Origin of the sequence: Niveispirillum sp. SYP-B3756 (assembly GCF_009495745.1) — a bacterium.
Lineage (GTDB): Bacteria > Pseudomonadota > Alphaproteobacteria > Azospirillales > Azospirillaceae > Niveispirillum.
The window spans coordinates 324,434-341,209 of record NZ_WIDQ01000003.1; the positions used below are offsets into that span (position 1 = coordinate 324,434).

Annotated in this window: 13 protein-coding genes; 8 read left to right on the forward strand and 5 right to left on the reverse strand. The window is 63.6% G+C overall.

Annotation, left to right across the window (positions count from 1 at the left end; translation table 11 throughout):
• The first annotated feature begins 119 nt into the window (after positions 1-119).
• Positions 120-884, forward strand: a complete 765-nt coding sequence (locus tag GE253_RS08520; RefSeq protein WP_282183196.1) for an SDR family NAD(P)-dependent oxidoreductase — start codon at positions 120-122, stop codon at positions 882-884.
• Positions 885-939: 55 nt separating this feature from the next.
• Here GE253_RS08520 and GE253_RS08525 read toward each other — a convergent pair whose 3' ends face one another.
• Genes GE253_RS08525 through GE253_RS08535 form a run of 3 tightly spaced genes read right to left on the reverse strand, consistent with a single transcriptional unit; the run spans position 940 to position 6,547 of the window.
• Positions 940-4,002 carry an efflux RND transporter permease subunit gene (locus tag GE253_RS08525; RefSeq protein WP_211101392.1) on the reverse strand — a complete coding sequence of 1,021 codons (3,063 nt, stop codon included), beginning with the start codon at positions 4,000-4,002 and terminating at the stop codon, positions 940-942.
• Positions 3,999-5,120 carry an efflux RND transporter periplasmic adaptor subunit gene (locus GE253_RS08530; protein WP_211101393.1) on the reverse strand — a complete coding sequence of 374 codons (1,122 nt, stop codon included), beginning with the start codon at positions 5,118-5,120 and terminating at the stop codon, positions 3,999-4,001. Before GE253_RS08530 ends, GE253_RS08525 begins: the two co-directional genes overlap by 4 nt.
• 41 nt (positions 5,121-5,161) lie before the next feature.
• Positions 5,162-6,547: an efflux transporter outer membrane subunit gene (locus GE253_RS08535; RefSeq protein ID WP_153203702.1), complete on the reverse strand. Its 1,386-nt coding sequence runs from the start codon at positions 6,545-6,547 to the stop codon at positions 5,162-5,164.
• A 187-nt stretch (positions 6,548-6,734) separates the two neighbouring features.
• On the opposite strand from GE253_RS08535, the gene GE253_RS08540 reads away from it, so the two are divergent.
• From GE253_RS08540 to GE253_RS08550, 3 genes are all read left to right on the forward strand, one after another.
• Positions 6,735-7,424, forward strand: coding sequence for a response regulator transcription factor (locus tag GE253_RS08540; RefSeq protein ID WP_153203703.1), 690 nt, complete (start codon positions 6,735-6,737; stop codon positions 7,422-7,424).
• On the forward strand, positions 7,421-8,671 hold the full coding sequence (locus tag GE253_RS08545; protein WP_153203704.1) for a HAMP domain-containing sensor histidine kinase: 1,251 nt from the start codon (positions 7,421-7,423) through the stop codon (positions 8,669-8,671). The genes GE253_RS08540 and GE253_RS08545 overlap by 4 nt, the downstream gene beginning before the upstream one ends.
• Before the next feature lie 129 nt (positions 8,672-8,800).
• A complete protein-coding gene (locus tag GE253_RS08550; protein WP_211101394.1) occupies positions 8,801-9,232 on the forward strand; it encodes an OsmC family protein in 432 nt (143 codons plus the stop codon).
• A gap of 23 nt (positions 9,233-9,255) precedes the next feature.
• Here GE253_RS08550 and GE253_RS08555 read toward each other — a convergent pair whose 3' ends face one another.
• The gene (locus tag GE253_RS08555) at positions 9,256-9,483 is read right to left on the reverse strand and encodes a hypothetical protein (RefSeq protein ID WP_153203705.1); all 228 of its coding nucleotides are present in this window, start codon (positions 9,481-9,483) and stop codon (positions 9,256-9,258) included.
• 22 nt (positions 9,484-9,505) lie between these two features.
• The gene (gene purU / locus GE253_RS08560; protein WP_153203707.1) at positions 9,506-10,378 is read right to left on the reverse strand and encodes a formyltetrahydrofolate deformylase; all 873 of its coding nucleotides are present in this window, start codon (positions 10,376-10,378) and stop codon (positions 9,506-9,508) included.
• A 226-nt stretch (positions 10,379-10,604) separates the two neighbouring features.
• Here purU and GE253_RS08565 point away from each other — a divergent pair, with 226 nt between their 5' ends.
• The 4 genes from GE253_RS08565 (at position 10,605) to GE253_RS08580 (ending at position 16,750) form a co-directional block, all read left to right on the forward strand.
• Entirely contained in the window at positions 10,605-11,039 is a 435-nt protein-coding gene (locus tag GE253_RS08565) for a MerR family DNA-binding transcriptional regulator (RefSeq protein ID WP_247878559.1), read from the forward strand.
• Between the two features lie 102 nt (positions 11,040-11,141).
• Positions 11,142-12,281, forward strand: coding sequence for a thiolase family protein (locus GE253_RS08570; protein WP_153203708.1), 1,140 nt, complete (start codon positions 11,142-11,144; stop codon positions 12,279-12,281).
• 25 nt (positions 12,282-12,306) lie between these two features.
• Complete coding sequence (locus GE253_RS08575; protein WP_153203710.1) at positions 12,307-14,649, forward strand: 3-hydroxyacyl-CoA dehydrogenase/enoyl-CoA hydratase family protein; 2,343 nt, start codon at positions 12,307-12,309, stop codon at positions 14,647-14,649.
• Between the two features lie 307 nt (positions 14,650-14,956).
• Positions 14,957-16,750, forward strand: a complete 1,794-nt coding sequence (locus GE253_RS08580; RefSeq protein ID WP_153203711.1) for an acyl-CoA dehydrogenase C-terminal domain-containing protein — start codon at positions 14,957-14,959, stop codon at positions 16,748-16,750.
• Positions 16,751-16,776 lie beyond the last annotated feature (26 nt).

The window sequence follows — 16,776 nt, forward strand, 5'->3', positions numbered from 1 at the left end:
CTGTCAATGGTGTCGCAGAGGGGGCCGGTGGCAGCAAGGGGCGGACAGAACCTGCCCCTTGCCGTTCATTCTGCTTTATGAGATTTATGCCCGCAATATGAGACTCATAATCGGAGGAAATGATGCTGCTTGAAGGCAAAACGGTGCTGGTGACGGGCGCTTCGCGCGGGATTGGTGCGGCGGTGGCGGTGGAATGCGCCCGCCATGGCGCCAATGTGGCGATCAATTATGCCAGCAGCCCGGATGCCGCCGATGCGGTGGTGGCCGAGATTGAGGCTTTGGGCCGCCGTGCCATCGCCGTGAAGGGCGACGTGGCTGATCCGGCCGCCGCGACCGCTTTCGCCAAGGCGGCCGTCGATGCCTTTGGCAGCGTGGATGTGTTCGTTTCCAACGCCGGCATCTGCCCCTTCCACAGCTTCCTGGACATGCCGGCGGAGGTGGTGGACCGCACCATCAAGGTGAACCTGAACGGTGCCTTCTATATGACCCAGGCAGCCGCCAACCGGATGAAGGACCAGGGCAAGGGCGGGGCGATTGTCGCCATCTCCTCCATCTCTGCCCTGGTCGGCGGTGGGATGCAGACCCATTACACCCCCACCAAGGCGGGTGTGCATTCGTTGATGCAGAGCTGCGCCATCGCGCTCGGACCCTATGGCATCCGCTGCAATTCCGTGCTGCCCGGTACCATCATCACCGACATCAACCGGGATGATCTGGCTGATGAGGCCAAGCGCAAATATATGGAAGGCCGCATTCCGCTGGGCCGCCTGGGCCAGCCGGAGGATATTGGCGGTGCCGTGGTGTTCCTGGCCTCCGACATGGCGCGCTACGTTACCGGTGCGGCCATCCTGGTGGATGGCGGTGCGTTTGTGAACTTGCAGTAAGCCTGCCAAAAAGAATGGGCCGCTGCTCTGGTATGGAGCGGCGGCCCTTTTTGTATCAGGCAACGCGGCGGTGGAACAGCCGCCGCAGCCAGAGGACGAAATCATCGACATAGGTGAAGATCACCGGCACCACCAGCAGGCTGAGCCCGGTGGAGGTGATCAGGCCGCCAATGACCACCACCGCCATCGGCTGGCGAAAGGCCGGATCGGCCCCCATGCCAATGGCGGTGGGCAACATGCCGGCCCCCATGGCAATGGTCGTCATCAGGATGGGCCGGGCGCGTTTATGACAGGCATCGACCAGCGCCTCAAACCGCCCCATCCCATGTTCACGCCGCGCCATCACCGCATATTCCACCAGCAGGATGGAATTCTTGGTGACGATGCCCATCAGCATCAGCAGACCGATCACCGTCGGCATTGACAGGCTCATGCTGCAGATCAGCAGGGCGAAGATGGCGCCCCCCAGTGACAAGGGCAGGGCCGACAGGATGGTGACCGGCTGTAAGAAATCATGGAACAGCAGCACCAGCACGGCATAGATGCAGAAGATGCCGATGGCCATGGCCAGACCGAACCCGCTCATCATTTCCGCCATGCGCTGCAGCTCGCCTTGCTCCACGATGCGGATGCCGCCGGGCAGATGGGCCATGGTGGGCAGGGCACGCACTTCCTTCATCACCTCACCGATGGTGCGGCCATTCAATTCCACCGACAGCGTGATGTTGCGTGACCGGTCCAGCCGGCGGATCTGTGACGGGCCGCTGCCCATGGAGAGTTCACCCAAGGAGGCCAGGGCCACCTGTCCATTGGCCCCCTTCACCCGCAACTGGCCGATCCTGTCCAGGTCGGTGCGGGCGGCCGGGTCCAGACGGACACGGATATCCACCTGCCGCTGCGACAGGTTGATCTTGGCCAGTGCTGCGGAATATTCGCCATAGGTGGCCACCCGCAGCATATCGGCAATATTCTGGCTGGATACACCCAGGGCAGCAGCGCGGGCATAATCTGGGCGGAAATGCACCTCCGGCCTTTGCAGGGCAGCGCTGGAGGTGACATTGCCGATGCCCTTGATCGTGCGGCGGATTTCCGCCTCCACCGCCGCCGCCGTGCTTTCCAGCAGGGCACCGTCATCACCGGCCAGCACCAGTTCCAGCTTCTCCCCATTGCCGGCCCCGCCGATGGAGACCCGCACCCCCGGCAGACCGCGCAGCAACTGGCGCATCTCTGCTTCAATGGCGCTCTGCTTGCGATGGCGGTCGCTGCGCGCCTGCAGATCGACGGTCAGCGTGGCCGCGCCGAAATCGGCACTGCTGCTGGAGATCAGACCGCCACCGCTGACCGCCGTGCCGACGGAACTGAACACCCCCACCACCTCCGGCACCTGCTTGATCAGCTCGGCGGCGCGGTGGGTCATCTCCGTGGTCTGGGCCAGGGTGGTGCCGGGCGGCAGTTCCAGGCTGACCCGGGTTTGCCCGCGATCCTGCGCCGGCAGAAAGCCCGATGGCAGCATCGGCAGGCAGAGCACCGCCACGATGAAGAAGGCCAAAGCCGCCGCCACGGTGCGCTTGCGGGCACCCAGACAACGATGCACCCAGGCCATGTAGCGGCGCATCACCGGCCCGTCATGTTCCTCATGATCGGTCGGTTTCAGCATATAGGCGGCCATCATCGGCGTCAGCAACCGCGCCACCAACAGGGAGACCAGCACCGCCACCGCCGCGGTGAGGCCGAATTCCCGGAAAATCTTGCCCGGAATGCCGCCCATGAAGGCGGTGGGCAGAAAGACGGCGACCAGGGTGAAGGTGGTGGCGATCACCGCCAGCCCGATCTCGTCCGCCGCCTCCATCGCCGCCTGATAGGGGCTTTTGCCCATGCGCAGATGGCGGGCAATATTCTCCACCTCCACAATCGCGTCATCCACCAGAATGCCGATCACCAGCGCCAGTGCCAGCAGGGAAACGGTGTTGAGGCTGAAGCCCAGCAGATACATCAAGGCAAAGGTGGGGATAATCGACAGTGGCAGGGCGGTGGCGGAAATCAGCGTCGCCCGCCAGTCGCGCAAAAACCACCAGACCACCAGAATGGCCAGCACCGCCCCTTCATAGAGCAGATGCAGGGAGCCTTCATAATCGCTGATGATGGCGCTGACACCGTTGGTGATTTCACTGATCTGCACGCCCGGATGCTGGGCGGCAAACGCCGCCACCGAAGCCCGCGCCGCCTGCGCCACCGCAACGTCGGAGAAACCCAGCGAACGGCTGACCTGGAACGCAATCACCGGCTTGCCATCGCGGAAGGCGCGGCTGGACCGTTCGGCATAGCTGTCGCTGATGGTGGCGATATCGGCCAGCCGCACCGTGCGCCCGCCGGCCAGGGGGATGACCACCTGGCGCAGATCCTGCGGATCATCCAGGGCAGCCAGCGTGCGCAGCGACTGGCGCTGGCTGCCAATTTCACCCAGGCCGCCGGAATTATCCTTCTGCATCGCCTTCAGGCCGCTGGCCACATCGGCGGCCGAGACGCCCAGACCCGCCATCAGCGTGGGAGACAGATCGACCTGTACTTCCCGGCGGACACCGCCGACACGGCTGACCTTGGCGACACCCTTCACCGCCTGCAGCGCCTTGGCCACATCATTATCGATGAACCAGGAGATCGCCTCCTCATCCATCCGGTCGGACGCCACCTCATAGGTCAGCAGAGAGGCGGAACTGGTGGTGATTTTGGAGACGACGGGGGTGCGCAGGGCCGCCGGCAGTTCCGGCATGGCCCCGTCTACGGCGTTGCGCACCTCGTCCAGTGCCTCGTTGGTGTCCTTGTCGATGGTGAAGCTGACGCTGATATTGACGTTGCCGTCGCTGATCGTGGTGCTGATATGGTCCAGCAGCCGCAGGGAGGTGAGCTGATCCTCGATCTTGCGCGCCACCTCCGTTTCCAATTGCTGCGGGGCAGCCCCTTCCAGGGTGGCGCTGATATTGATGGTGGGGATGTCCATGTCCGGGAAATTCTGCACCCCCAGACGTTCAAACCCCAGAAAGCCCAGCACGGTCAACAGGATGAACAGCAGGACCGCCGGCACCGGGTGCCGGATGGAGAGCGCGGAAATATTCATCATTTCGCGGCCTTTCCATCATCGGCCATGCGCACAGGCATCCCATCGCTGAGGAAGGCGCCGCCGCTGGTGACGATGCGGGCCTGCGGGTCCAGCGGGCTGGTGATCTCCACCCGCCCGTCACGCCGGCGCCCCAGACTGACCTGCTGCTGGCGTACTTTCATGTCATCCCGCAGCAGATAGAGGTAGGAGCGGCCATCGCGCAGCACGATGGCCGTATCCGGCACGGTGACGGCATTGCTGGGCGTCAGCTCCACCTGTCCGCTGGCATACATGCCGGCCCGCGCCGGGCTTTCCTTTGGCAGGCGGACATAGACGATGCCCCGGCTGGTATCAGCGTTCAGGGTGGGGGAGACCAGCCGCACCAGCCCTTCCACCACCTGCCCATCCGGCAGGGTCAGCACCGCTTTCAGGCCCGGCTTGGCCTGGGCAAGCTGGCGGCTGTCCAGTTCCGCCCGCCATTCGATATGGCCCTGGCGGACCAGCCGGAACAGTTCCGTCCCCGCCGAGGGCACCTGCCCCAGCAGGGCAGAACGGGAGGAGACGAAGCCATCATCGGCCGCCACGATGCGGGACTGGCGCAGCTTGATGCGCGCCGTCTGCAATTGCGCCTCTGCCGAGGCGACATTGGCCTGTGCCGTCAGCTTGGCGATGCGGTACTGGTCCAGTTGCTGGGCCGAAAGCGCCCCGCTCTGCCCCACCTTGGTGGCACGCGCGGCATCGGCCGTCGCCTGTTCCAGCGTCGCCTTGGCCGATGCCAACGCCGCGACCAGACGGCTTTCCTCTGCCAGCAGGGTAGCATCGTCGAACTGGGCCAGCACATCGCCCCGCTTCACCCAGTCGCCAACATCCGCCTTCAGGCTGTCGATGCGCAGGCCGCCGACCTCCGCCCCGATGATCACTTCCTGCCAGGCGGCAATGGCGCCATTGGCCGTCAGTTGCATCGGCCAGGACAGTACCTGCGGCGGCGTCACGGTAACGGCCAAGCTGCTGGCCACCGGGGCCGGCTTGGCCGTGGCACCATCCGCCTTTTCCGGTGGCTTGCCACAGGCGGACAGGGCCAGCAGGGCGGCCAACCCCAGCAGGGGCAACGGGCGGGGGCGGGTCGGGACTATCGGCACGGGGAGGCTCCACCCATTCAGAAATTGAGGTTTCGGGGACATTATTGGCCGCCCTCCTGATGCCAGCCGCCACCGGCCGCCTTGTAGAGCGCGATCCAGGAACGCACCTGTTCCTGGCGCAGGTTGATCAGGGCAATATCGGCATCCAGGGCGCTGCGCCGCGCCTGTTCCCGGTCCAGCAGGCTGGCATTGCCGGCCTGCCAACTGGCATCAACGGCCTGGAAATGGCGCTGATAACCATTGGCTGCGCGGGCGGCATCGGCCTGCCGGCGGGTGCTGGTATCCAGCTTCACCAGGGTCTGCTCCACCTCCAGCACCGCGCTGCGCACCTGGGCGCGGTAGCTGGCCACCGCCTGGGCATAGGCCGCCTCCGCCCGGGTGACGGCGGCGGCGCGGCGGCCGGCATCGAACAAAGGCAGCGACAGGCTGGGGCCATAGGACCAGGTGGTGGCGCTGCCGTTGCCGCTGTCGGCGATGCCGATGCTGCCGGTCAGGCTGAGGCTGGGCAGACGGTCGGCGATGGCCGCCCCGATCTCCGCATTGCTGGCCGCCACTTCGCGTTCCAGGGCCGCCACATCGGGGCGCTGGCGGATCAGGTCGGCGGGCAACTGGGTGATGGAAAGCTGGGCCGGCTGCGGCAAAGCCCCCTGCCCCTCTGCCAGCATCTGCCGAACCGCCGGTTCATCGCCACCGCTGATGGAGACGAGGCTTTTCACCAGCAATTCGCACAGGCCCCGCTGCTGGGCGGCCTGTGACCGGCTTTGCGCGGCGCTGGCATCAGCCAGGGCGCGATCACCGGGGGCGGTGAAGCCCGCCTCTTCCTTGATGCGGGTCAGATCAATGGTGGATTGCTGGGACTGGGCCTGCTGATCATAGGCAGCGGCCAGCAGGGTGCAGCCGCGATATTGCACATAATAATCCGCCACCTCCGCCGCCAGGGAGACGCGGGCATCATGCCATTCATCGGTGCGGGCCTGGATGCGGGCATCGGCCGCCTCTGCGGTGCGGCGGATTTTGCCGAACAGATCCAGTTCCCAACTGGCATCCAGCCGGCCGCTGCGGTTCTCACTGACCACCCCGTTGCCGGCCACGGCCTGCCGGCTGCGCGTATCGCCGGCAGTGGCGTTGACGGCCGGGAACAGGGCGCTGCGGCTGCTGGTCAGGGTGGCGCGCGCGCTGTCGATCCTGGCCAGCGCGCGGTCAAGCGTGGGGCTGTCGGCCTCTGCCATCCGCTGCAGGCGGGTCAACACCGGATCATTGAACTGACCCCACCAGCCCAGCAGGCTGCCCCCCTGGCCGCCATGGGGCTGGGGGGCGGCCCAGGCGGGGGCCAGTTTGGCCACGGGTGGCGATTGGTAATCCGGCCCCATGGTACAGCCAGACAGGGCCAGACCCGCGCCCAGAACAAGATAAAGGGAACGTCTCATTCTTATTTTTCCCCTGCCGGCCGCTTTGGGCCATCACGAGCCATTGCTTAGCGCAGGTGAATGTTTATCGGGGTATCGAAAGGGTAAAGTTGGGTAAAGTTGGTGTGACACCCGGCCAGGACCGGCGCAACAAGGGGCACTTGCCCCGCCGGCCCCGGCCGGGTTTTGCAATCATGATGGCCCGGCCATGACGCATGTGCTGCTTGTTGATGATGATCGTGAACTGACGGCGATGCTGGCCGAGTATCTGACCCGTGAAGGGTTCGAGGCGCGGGCCGTGCATGATGGCCAGCAGGGAGAGACAGAGGCCCTGTCCGGTCGCTATGACATTGTCGTGCTGGATGTGATGATGCCGCGCCTGTCGGGGATTGAGGTTTTGCGCCGCATCCGGGCGCGCAGCCAGATCCCCGTGCTGCTGCTGACCGCACGGGGTGATAATGTGGATCGGATTGCCGGGCTGGAACTGGGGGCCGATGATTATGTGCCCAAGCCCAGCTCGCCCGGTGAACTGGTGGCGCGGCTGCGCGCCATCCTGCGCCGCACCGGCGTGCAGCGGCCAGAGAATGTGGCCACCGAAACCCTGGTCTGCGGGGCTCTCGCAATCAACCCCGGCACCCGCACCGTCCACTGGCAGGGCAAGGCGCTGGAACTGACCGGCACGGAATTTTCGCTGCTGGAGGAGTTGGCCCGCCACGCGGGCCAGCTGGTCAGCAAACAGCAATTGTCGCTGAATGCCCTGGGCCGGCCGTTGACCCGGTTCGACCGGCGGATCGATGTGCATATCAGCAGCATCCGGCAGAAACTGGGGCTGCGCGGGGATAACCAATCCTGGATCGTCAGTGTGCGCGGCCAGGGCTATCAGTTGGTCAGCGAATGAGACCCGGGCGTCTTTTTTGGAAACTGTTCCTGTGCTTCTGGCTGGCCACCACCCTGTCCTTCACGGTGCTGTTCGCCATCTTTGAATATAAGGAGCGCAACGGGCCGGAAAGCGGCTCCTGGCTGCGCACGGCCCTGTTCATGACCATCTCCAGCATAGTGGAGGCGCAGGGACCGGATGCCGTGCCGCCCATCATCCGCCATGCCAACCGGGAGAATAAGCAGTTCAGCTTCACCGAACTGACGCCCGGCACCCGGATCACCCCGCCAGCGGAGGGGGTAAGCAAGCTGTTGAAAAGCCCCGATGGACGGCTGTTCCTGCTGCAAAGCCGGCTGCCCATCTGGCAAAAGCCGAACCATCGGCTGCCCTTTGCCATCGGCACCATGTTCAGCATCCTGTTCAGCGCCCTGCTGGCCTGGCACCTGTCGCGGCCCCTGCGCCGGCTGGGGGAGGCGGCGCGGGCCGTGGCGTCCGGCCAGCTTTCCACCCGTGTCGGCCCGCTGATGGGCCGGCGGCGGGACGAAATCGTTGATCTGGTGCGGGAATTCGACCGGATGGTGGAACAGTTGCAGCAGACGCTGGAAGCCCAGCGCCGCCTGTTGCACGATATTTCGCACGAGCTGCGCTCCCCGCTGACCCGCCTGCAGGCCGCCATCGGCCTGTTGCGCCAATCCCCCGATGAACAGCAGGCCATGCTGGCCCGGATCGAACGCGAATCCGAACGGCTGGATGAGTTGATCGAGGAATTGCTGACCCTGGCCCGGCTGGAATCCGGCCAGCAGAACTTACCTTACGAAAAGGTCGATCTGATCGAACTGCTGGGCGCGATTGCGGAGGATGCGGGGTTCGAGGCAGCAGCCAAGGGCGCGCGGGTCTGCCTTGCCAGCGATCCCGCCTTTGTCTCCTGGGTAAGCGGGGAAATGCTCTACCGCGCCTTTGAAAATATCGTGCGCAACGCGGTGAAATTCACCGATCCCGGCACGGAAGTGCGGATTGAGGCGCGGGTGAGCGGAGAGCATCTGCACCTGACCGTCAGCGACCATGGCCCCGGTGTGCCACCCGACATGCTGGAGAGTATTTTTGAGCCCTTCAAGCGGCTGGAAACCACCGGCGATGTGCCGGGCCTGGGCCTGGGGTTGTCCATCGCCCAGCGTGCCGTGCAGATGCATGGCGGCCGGATCACCGCCCTGACCGGACGGCCGCGCGGGCTGATCATCCGGGTGGAATTGCCCCGGCGGGAGGGGTGAGGCCAGCATCGCCTTTCCTGCCATTAAGGTGAACGCCGTCAACGAGACGCGATGGGCGATCAACAAGCACAGACGTCACGCGAAGATGGTATAGTGCCCACCCCCAGCGAGCGAACAAGGAGAACCGTAATGGCCCAGTTGAAGCGCACCGCAAAGGCCGTCTGGCATGGCACCGGCAAGGATGGCGACGGCACCCTGTCAACCCAGAGCGCCACGCTGAACAATGTTCCCTATTCCTTCCTGGCCCGCTTTGGCGATGGCAAGGGGACCAACCCGGAAGAACTGATCGCCGCCGCCCATGCCGGCTGCTTTTCTATGCAGTTGGCCTTCATGCTGGCGGGGAATAATACGCCGGCGGCAGAGATCAACACCGGTGCGGTGCTGATCATGGAAAGCGACGGGCCGGGCTGGAGGATCGCCACCGTGGAACTGTCGCTGCAGGCCAGCGTCCCCGGCATCAGTGCGGAGAAATTCGCCGAGATCGCCAATAATGCCAAGGCGAATTGCCCGGTCTCCAAGGTGCTGAATGCCGAGGTGAAGCTGACCGCGAAACTGCTGTAAGAGGCGGGGGGTGCCGGTGGCGGTTACAGGCCGCCGCCGGCAACCTTGCCATCCTTGCGGCGGGAAAGCTGCACCTGCCCTTCCACGCATTTCACATAGGTGGTTTTGCCGGAAACCAGCCCGTCACAGATGGTGATCAGAGCACGCGGCAAAGCCCCAAATTCCTTGGAACCGCGCACACCGGCATTATAGGTTTCCAGATATTGTTTCAGCGCCGGTTTGGTCACCGGCTTGCCATTCTGATCGATCATCGCATATCCCCCATGGCGCCGATTACCGGAACACCACCGTCCGTGAGCCATCCATAATAATCCGGCGTTCCAATTGCCAGCGCACGGCGCGGGCCAGCACGGCGCATTCCACGTCGCGTCCCATATTCACCAGATCTTCCGGCGTGTGGCTATGGTCCACGCGCTGGATGTCCTGCTCGATGATCGGGCCTTCATCCAGCACATTGGTGACGAAATGCGCCGTGGCACCGATGATCTTCACGCCGCGATCATGCGCCTGGTGATAGGGCTTGGCGCCCTTGAAGCTGGGCAGGAAGCTGTGATGGATATTGATGCAGCGCCCGGCCAGCACCCCGCAGAATTCCGGTGACAGAATTTGCATGTATCGGGCCAGCACCACCAGATCGGCCCCGCTCTCCTGAATGATCCGGGTGAACTGCGCTTCCTGCGCGCCCTTATTGTCCTTGGCCACCGGCAGGTGATGATAGGGGATACCGCTCCATTCCACGAAGCTGCGCATATCATCATGGTTTGACACGATGGCCGGAATATCCATGCGCAGGATGCCGGAGCGCTGGCGGTGCAGCAGGTCATAGAGGCAGTGCCCAAACTTGGAAACAGCGATCACCACCTTGGGCTTTACCGTCAGATCGTGCAGTTCCCATTCCATATCATAGGCGGCGGCCACCGGGGCGAACCCGTCCTTCAACGCCGCCAGATCGGGGAAGCCGGCCCCATCGGGCCGGAAGACGACGCGCATGAAGAAACGGTCATTGATGGCGTCGTTGAAATGGTTGGATTCGGTGATCGAGGCATCATGCGACGCCAGATAGGTTGATACCGCCGCCACGATGCCCTTCCGGTCCGGGCAGCGCACCACCAGAACGAAACGACCCTGCTCACCCTTCATCATCATGACCCAATCACTGGCTTATAAGAAAGAAACTGTCGGGCGGGGAGATTTGCGGCTGGCATAGGCCCTTGTCCACTCCCATATTGTTCTCTGCCGCCATTCGGATGGCGGCCATGCAAAAACCACTTGACGCGCGCGTAAGGTTAATCTAACTATTACGTAAACGTAAGGCACTCTTACCCCACCGGGTTAAGGTACAGTGCCCTGTTGGCTAAGCAGGAACGGTCGGATGCTGAACAGCGCGGAAATGACCCGGTCCACCCCCCAGACGGAACGGACCTATTCCATCGGCCAGTTGGCGGAGGAGTTCGGGCTCACGCTGCGCTCCTTGCGTTTCTATGAGGATGAGGGGCTGATCTCCCCTGCCCGTGTCGGGCAGACGCGGGTGTATACTCATCGTGACCGGGCGCGGCTGAAACTGATCTGCCGCGGCAAGCGGCTGGGCTTCTCCATCGGGGAGATCAAGGATTTCCTGGATCTTTACGATACGGACGAAGCACAGGTGGAGCAGATGACCTTTCTATTGAAAGGGGCCCGCAACCGCATCGTCCATCTGGAACAGCAACTGCGCGATGTGCAGCAGACGCTGAAGGAATTGCGGGAGATTGATGATCTCATCGTCTCCCATCTGCTGGCCAAGGGGGTTCCGGTCCAATCGGACTGAACCCCCTTGGCCCATTGGTGCCATTACCCCAATCAAACCCACCATCGGCACACCGGGCTTAACCGGGGCCGAAGCCACACCAGGCGAGGAGCGCGGAAGATTATGAAGAATGTCGTGATTGCCGGTTATGCAAGGTCGCCTTTCCATCTGGCCAACAAGGGCGAGTTGACGAAGGTGCGCCCGGATGATCTGGCCGCGACCGTCGTCAAGGCCCTGCTGGAACGCACGGGTGTTGACGGCGCCGCCGTGGAAGATTTGATCGTCGGCTGTGCCTTCCCGGAGGGGGAGCAGGGCTTCAACGTCGCCAAGCTGATCGCCATGATCGCGGGCCTGCCGGCGTCGGTCGCCGGTGCCACGGTCAACCGTTTCTGCGGCTCCTCCATGCAGGCCATCCATCAAGCCGCTGGTGCCATCGCACTGGGTGCCGGTGACTGCTTCATCGCCGCCGGCGTGGAAAGCATGACCCGCGTGCCGATGATGGGCTTCAACCCGATGCCCAACCCGGCGCTGCACGCCGCCAACCCCGGTGCCTATATGTCCATGGGCATCACGGCGGAAAATCTGGCCAAGAAGTTCGGCTTCACCCGCGCCCAGCAGGAAGCCTTCGCCGTGGAAAGCCATCGCAAGGCCGCCAAGGCCCAGGATGAAGGCCGGTTGGAGGCGGAAATCGTTCCCATCACCACCCCGTCCGGCAAGGTGATCAGCCAGGATGGCTGTATCCGTGGTGACAGCTCGGTGGAATCGCTCTCCACCCTGAAGCCCGCCTTTGATGCCGCCGGCACGGTGACCGCCGGCACCTCCTCGCCGCTCACCGATGGTGCCTCGGCCACGCTGATCTGCTCGGAAGATTTCGCCAAGGCCCATGGGCTGAAGGTGCTGGCCAAGATCCGCTCCATCGCCGTTGCTGGCTGTGACCCGACCATCATGGGCTATGGCCCGGTGCCGGCCACCACCAAGGCGCTGGCCCGCGCCGGCCTGAAAGTGTCCGATCTGGACATCATCGAAAGCAACGAGGCTTTTGCCGTGCAGGCCATGACCGTTTGCCAGGAACTGGGCTTCGACCCGGCCAAGGTGAATATCGACGGCGGCGGCATCGCCTTGGGCCATCCGCTGGGGGCCACCGGTGCCCGCATCACCGGCAAGGCCGCCAGCCTGCTGGTGCGCGAAGGCAAGTCGCTGGCGCTGTCTACCCAGTGTATCGGCGGCGGCCAGGGCATCGCCACCGTTCTGGAAGCGGTCTGATCCGGGCCGGACGGGAGGAGCAACCATGACAATCAAGAAAGCCGCCGTCATCGGCGCCGGCGTGATGGGCAGCGGTATCGCCGCCCATATCGCCAATGCCGGCATCCCGGTCTATCTGCTGGATATCGTACCGCAATCCGTCAAGGATAGCGGCGGCGACCGCTCGGTGATCGCCAAGGGCGCCATCGAGAAGATGCAGAAGACCGACCCCGCCCCCTTCATGCACAGGAAGGCGGCCAGCCTCGTCACCCCCGGCAATATCGAGGATGACCTGGAAAAGCTGGCCGATGTCGATTGGATCGTCGAGGCCGTGCTGGAAAACCCGGCCATCAAGCATGATCTCTATGCCAAGCTGGAAAAGGTGCGTAAGGACGGGTCCATCATCTCGTCCAACACCTCCACCATTCCGCTGAACATTCTGTTGCAGGGCCAGACGGAACGGTTTGCCGCTGATTTCTGCATCACCCACTTCTTCAACCCGCCGCGTTACATGCGCTTGCTGGAAGTGGTGAAGGGTCCGAAGACCCGTCAGGATGCCTTTGATACGGTCAGCGCCTTCTGTGACAAGGTGCTGGGCAAGGGCGTGGTGGAGTGCAAGGACACGCCGGGCTTCATCGCCAACCGCATCGGCACCTATTTCATGGCCGTCGCCGTGAATGAGGCCATCGATGGCGGGCTGACGGTGGAAGAGGCTGATGCCATCACCAGCCGGCCCATGGGCATTCCCAAGACCGGCACCTTCGGCCTGATCGATCTGGTCGGCCTGGACCTGATGCCGCTGATCTCCAAGTCGCTGCTGGCCACCCTGCCGGCCGATGATGATTACCGCCGCATCCACCGCGACAGCCCGATGATCACCAAGATGATCAGCGAGGGCTATACCGGTCGCAAGGGAAAGGGCGGCTTCTACCGTCAGGCCAAGGCCGCCGATGGCCGCCGCGTCAAGGAAGCCATCGACCTGACGACGGGCGTCTACCGCGCCTCGGAGAAAGCGTCGTTGGTGTCCGCTTCCGCCAAGGGGCTGAAGGCCCTGGTGGAAACGGGCGACAAGGGCGGGGCCTATGCCTGGCGCGTGCTGTCGCAGGCGCTGTCCTATGCTGCCGATCTGGTGCCGCAGATCGCCGAACAGATCACCGCCGTCGATGAGGCGATGCGGCTTGGCTATAACTGGAAGGCCGGCCCGTTCGAGATGATCGACCAGTTGGGCACGGGCTGGTTTGCCGAGAAGCTGAAGGCAGAAGGCAAAAAGGTTCCCCACATGGTGGAAGTCGCCGCGGGCCGGCCCTTCTACAAGGTGGAAGGCGCCAAGCTGCTGTTTCTGACCACCAGTGGCGATTATGCCGAGGTGAAGCGCCCGGACGGCGTGCTGCTGCTGACCGATATCAAGCGTGGGTCCAAGCCGGTGGCCAAGAATGGTTCCGCCAGCCTGTGGGATATTGGCGACGGCGTGCTGTGCCTGGAATTCACCAGCAAGATGAACGCGCTGGACGCGGACATCATGGCCCTGATCCGCAAGGCGATGGGCATTATCGGTGACGGCAAGTCCGGGCCCTTCAAGGCGCTGGTGGTGCATAATGAGGCGCCGAACTTCTCCGTCGGTGCCAATCTGGGTCTGGCGCTGTTCGCCATCAATATCGGCCTCTATCCCCAGATCGAGGCGATGATTGCGGAAGGTCAGCAGACCTATAAGGCGCTGAAATACGCCCCCTTCCCCACCGTCTCGGCCCCGTCGGGCATGGCGCTGGGTGGCGGGTGCGAGATCCTGCTGCACAGCTCCGCCGTGCAGGCCCATGCCGAAACCTATACCGGTCTGGTGGAAGTGGGTGTCGGTGTTGTCCCCGGCTGGGGCGGCTGCAAGGAAATGGTGGTGCGCCATCTGGCCAACAAGAAGCGTCCGGGCGGGCCGATGCCGGCCTTGTCCGCCGCGTTTGAGGCGATCAGCACGGCCAAGGTGGCCAAGTCCGCCTTTGAGGCCAAGGACATGCTGATCCTGAAGCCAACCGACGGCATCACCTTCAACAAGGACCGGCTGCTGGCCGACGCCAAGGCGAAGGCGCTGGAACTGGCGGCCAATTACACGCCCCCGACCGCCCCGGAAATCCGCCTGCCCGGCCCCACGGCCAAGGCGGCCTTCGATCTGGCGGTGGATGGCTTCGCCCAGCAAGGCAAGGCCACCGCGTATGACGTCGTGGTCTCCAAGAAGGTCGGCCATATCCTGTCCGGCGGCAACACGGACATCACGGTTGTGATGAACGAGGATCAGTTGCTGGACATGGAACGCGAAGCCTTCCTGGAACTGACCAAGACCAACGGCACGATCAACCGCATCGAACATATGCTGGAAACCGGCAAGCCGCTGCGGAACTGAGGTTGAGGGGGAGAGCGCCACGCTCCGCCCCCTTTCCTCAACAGTAAGCCTGACCTTTTACCGTCACCCCGGCGAAGGCCGGGGTCCAGTTCGTAGAGCAAAGCGCTTGTGACTCTGGACCCCGGCCTTCGCCGGGGTGACGGTAAAGTATAGCTTCATCCTACCACTCCCCCCTTTCCGTCCACCCTATCGACGCCCCGAGGTGCCCCATCTTCTTTCCCGTCTGAAACCGATAATCCATCCATCGGTACCGGGCGTGTCAGGGGGTGCGGGTCTGCCGCGGTAGCGGTCCACACGGAGAATTCAGATGCCGATCTACAAGGCCCCGCTGGAAGACATCAATTTCGTCCTCAACGACGTGCTGAACGCCGCCCAACTGGCGAACCTGCCGGGCTACGAGGATGCGACCCCCGACCTGATCCAGTCGATCGTGGAAGAGGCCGCCAAGCTGTGTGAGAACGAGCTGCAGCCGATCAACCTTTCCGGCCACGAGGAAGGCTGCCATTACGAGAATGGCGTCGTCCGCACGCCCAAGGGCTTCAAGGAAGCCTATGACAAATATGTCGAAGGTGGCTGGCAGGGCATGGCGTTTGATCCCGATTACGGCGGCCAGGGCCTGCCCCACACGGTGGGCGTGGTGCTGGAGGAACTGCTCTGCTCCGCCAACATGGCCTTTGCCATGTATCCGGGCCTGACCCAGGGCGCGATGAACGCCATCCGCGCCCATGCGAATGATGAGTTGAAGCAGCGCTATCTGCCCAAGATGGTCAGCGGCGAATGGTCTGGCACCATGTGCCTGACGGAGCCGCATTGCGGCACCGATCTGGGCCTGCTGAAGACCCGCGCCACCCCCAATGAGGATGGCAGCTACAACATCACCGGCACCAAGATTTTCATCTCCGCCGGTGAGCATGACCTGACCAACAATATCATCCATCTGGTGCTGGCTAAGCTGCCGGACGGCCCGCCGGGCATCAAGGGCATCAGCCTGTTCCTGGTGCCGAAATTCCTGCCGACCGAGGATAACGAACCCGGCGTGCGCAATGGCGTGATGTGCGGTTCCATCGAGCATAAGATGGGCATCATGGCCAACGCCACCTGCGTGATGAATTTCGACGATGCCAAGGGTTGGCTGGTGGGTGAAGCGCACAAGGGAATGCGCGCCATGTTCACCATGATGAACACTGCCCGTCTGGGCGTGGGGATGCAGGGGCTGGGCATCGGCGCCGTCGCCTATCAGAACGCGGTTGCCTATGCCAAGGACCGTATCCAGGGCCGCTCGCTCTCCGGCACCAAGGCGCCGGAAAAGGCCGCCGATCCGATCATTGTGCATCCCGACGTGCGCAAGAACCTGATGCAGGGCAAGGCCTTCTCCGAAGGCGCCCGCGCGCTGGGTTACTGGGTCGGCATGATGATCGACATGTATGAGAAGCACCCCGACCCGGCGGTGAAGCAGGAGGCCGAGGATTTCGTCGCCCTGCTGACCCCGGTGGTGAAGGCCTACTTCACCGATATGGGCTATGAGGTCGCCACCAACAGCCAGCAGATGTATGGCGGTCACGGCTATATCCGTGAATGGGGCATGGAACAGTTCGTGCGCGATGCCCGCATCGCCATGATCTATGAAGGCACCAACGGCATCCAGGCCCTGGATCTGGTGGGCCGCAAGATGCCGCAGAATATGGGACGCCTGCTGCGTCGCTTCTTCCACCCGATGCAGGCCGAACTGGAACAGAGCCAGGAAGACGCCACGCTGCTGGAATTTGTGGTGCCGCTGGCCAAGGCGTTTGGCAAGTTGCAGCAGGCAACCGCCATCACCGCCCAGAAGGGCATGGCGCGGCCAGATGAGGCCGGTGCGGCGTCGACCGACTATCTGCGCATTTTCGGCCTGGTGGCGCTCGGCTGGATGTGGCTGAAGATGGTGAAGGTGGCGCAAGCGAAGCTGGCCGAGGGCACGGACGGCAAGGAAGCCTTCTACGATGCCAAGATCAAGACCGCCCGCTTCTTCGTGGAAAAAATGCTGCCGGAAGTGGATTTCCGCTTCAAGAGCCTGATGGCCGGCGGCAAGAGCATGATGGAAATGCCGGTCGATCAGTTCTGATCGGCGGCTTTTCCTGGAAAGCATAA

Coding starts and splice junctions, on each gene's coding strand:
- GE253_RS08565 (WP_247878559.1), top strand. CDS start 10,605: ATGCTGAACAGCGCGGAAATGACCCGGTCCACCCCCCAGACGGAACGG.
- GE253_RS08580 (WP_153203711.1), top strand. CDS start 14,957: ATGCCGATCTACAAGGCCCCGCTGGAAGACATCAATTTCGTCCTCAAC.
- GE253_RS08540 (WP_153203703.1), top strand. CDS start 6,735: ATGACGCATGTGCTGCTTGTTGATGATGATCGTGAACTGACGGCGATG.
- GE253_RS08550 (WP_211101394.1), top strand. CDS start 8,801: ATGGCCCAGTTGAAGCGCACCGCAAAGGCCGTCTGGCATGGCACCGGC.
- GE253_RS08545 (WP_153203704.1), top strand. CDS start 7,421: ATGAGACCCGGGCGTCTTTTTTGGAAACTGTTCCTGTGCTTCTGGCTG.
- GE253_RS08520 (WP_282183196.1), top strand. CDS start 120: ATGATGCTGCTTGAAGGCAAAACGGTGCTGGTGACGGGCGCTTCGCGC.
- purU (WP_153203707.1), bottom strand. CDS start 10,378: ATGATGATGAAGGGTGAGCAGGGTCGTTTCGTTCTGGTGGTGCGCTGC.
- GE253_RS08555 (WP_153203705.1), bottom strand. CDS start 9,483: ATGATCGATCAGAATGGCAAGCCGGTGACCAAACCGGCGCTGAAACAA.
- GE253_RS08570 (WP_153203708.1), top strand. CDS start 11,142: ATGAAGAATGTCGTGATTGCCGGTTATGCAAGGTCGCCTTTCCATCTG.
- GE253_RS08575 (WP_153203710.1), top strand. CDS start 12,307: ATGACAATCAAGAAAGCCGCCGTCATCGGCGCCGGCGTGATGGGCAGC.
- GE253_RS08525 (WP_211101392.1), bottom strand. CDS start 4,002: ATGATGAATATTTCCGCGCTCTCCATCCGGCACCCGGTGCCGGCGGTC.
- GE253_RS08535 (WP_153203702.1), bottom strand. CDS start 6,547: ATGAGACGTTCCCTTTATCTTGTTCTGGGCGCGGGTCTGGCCCTGTCT.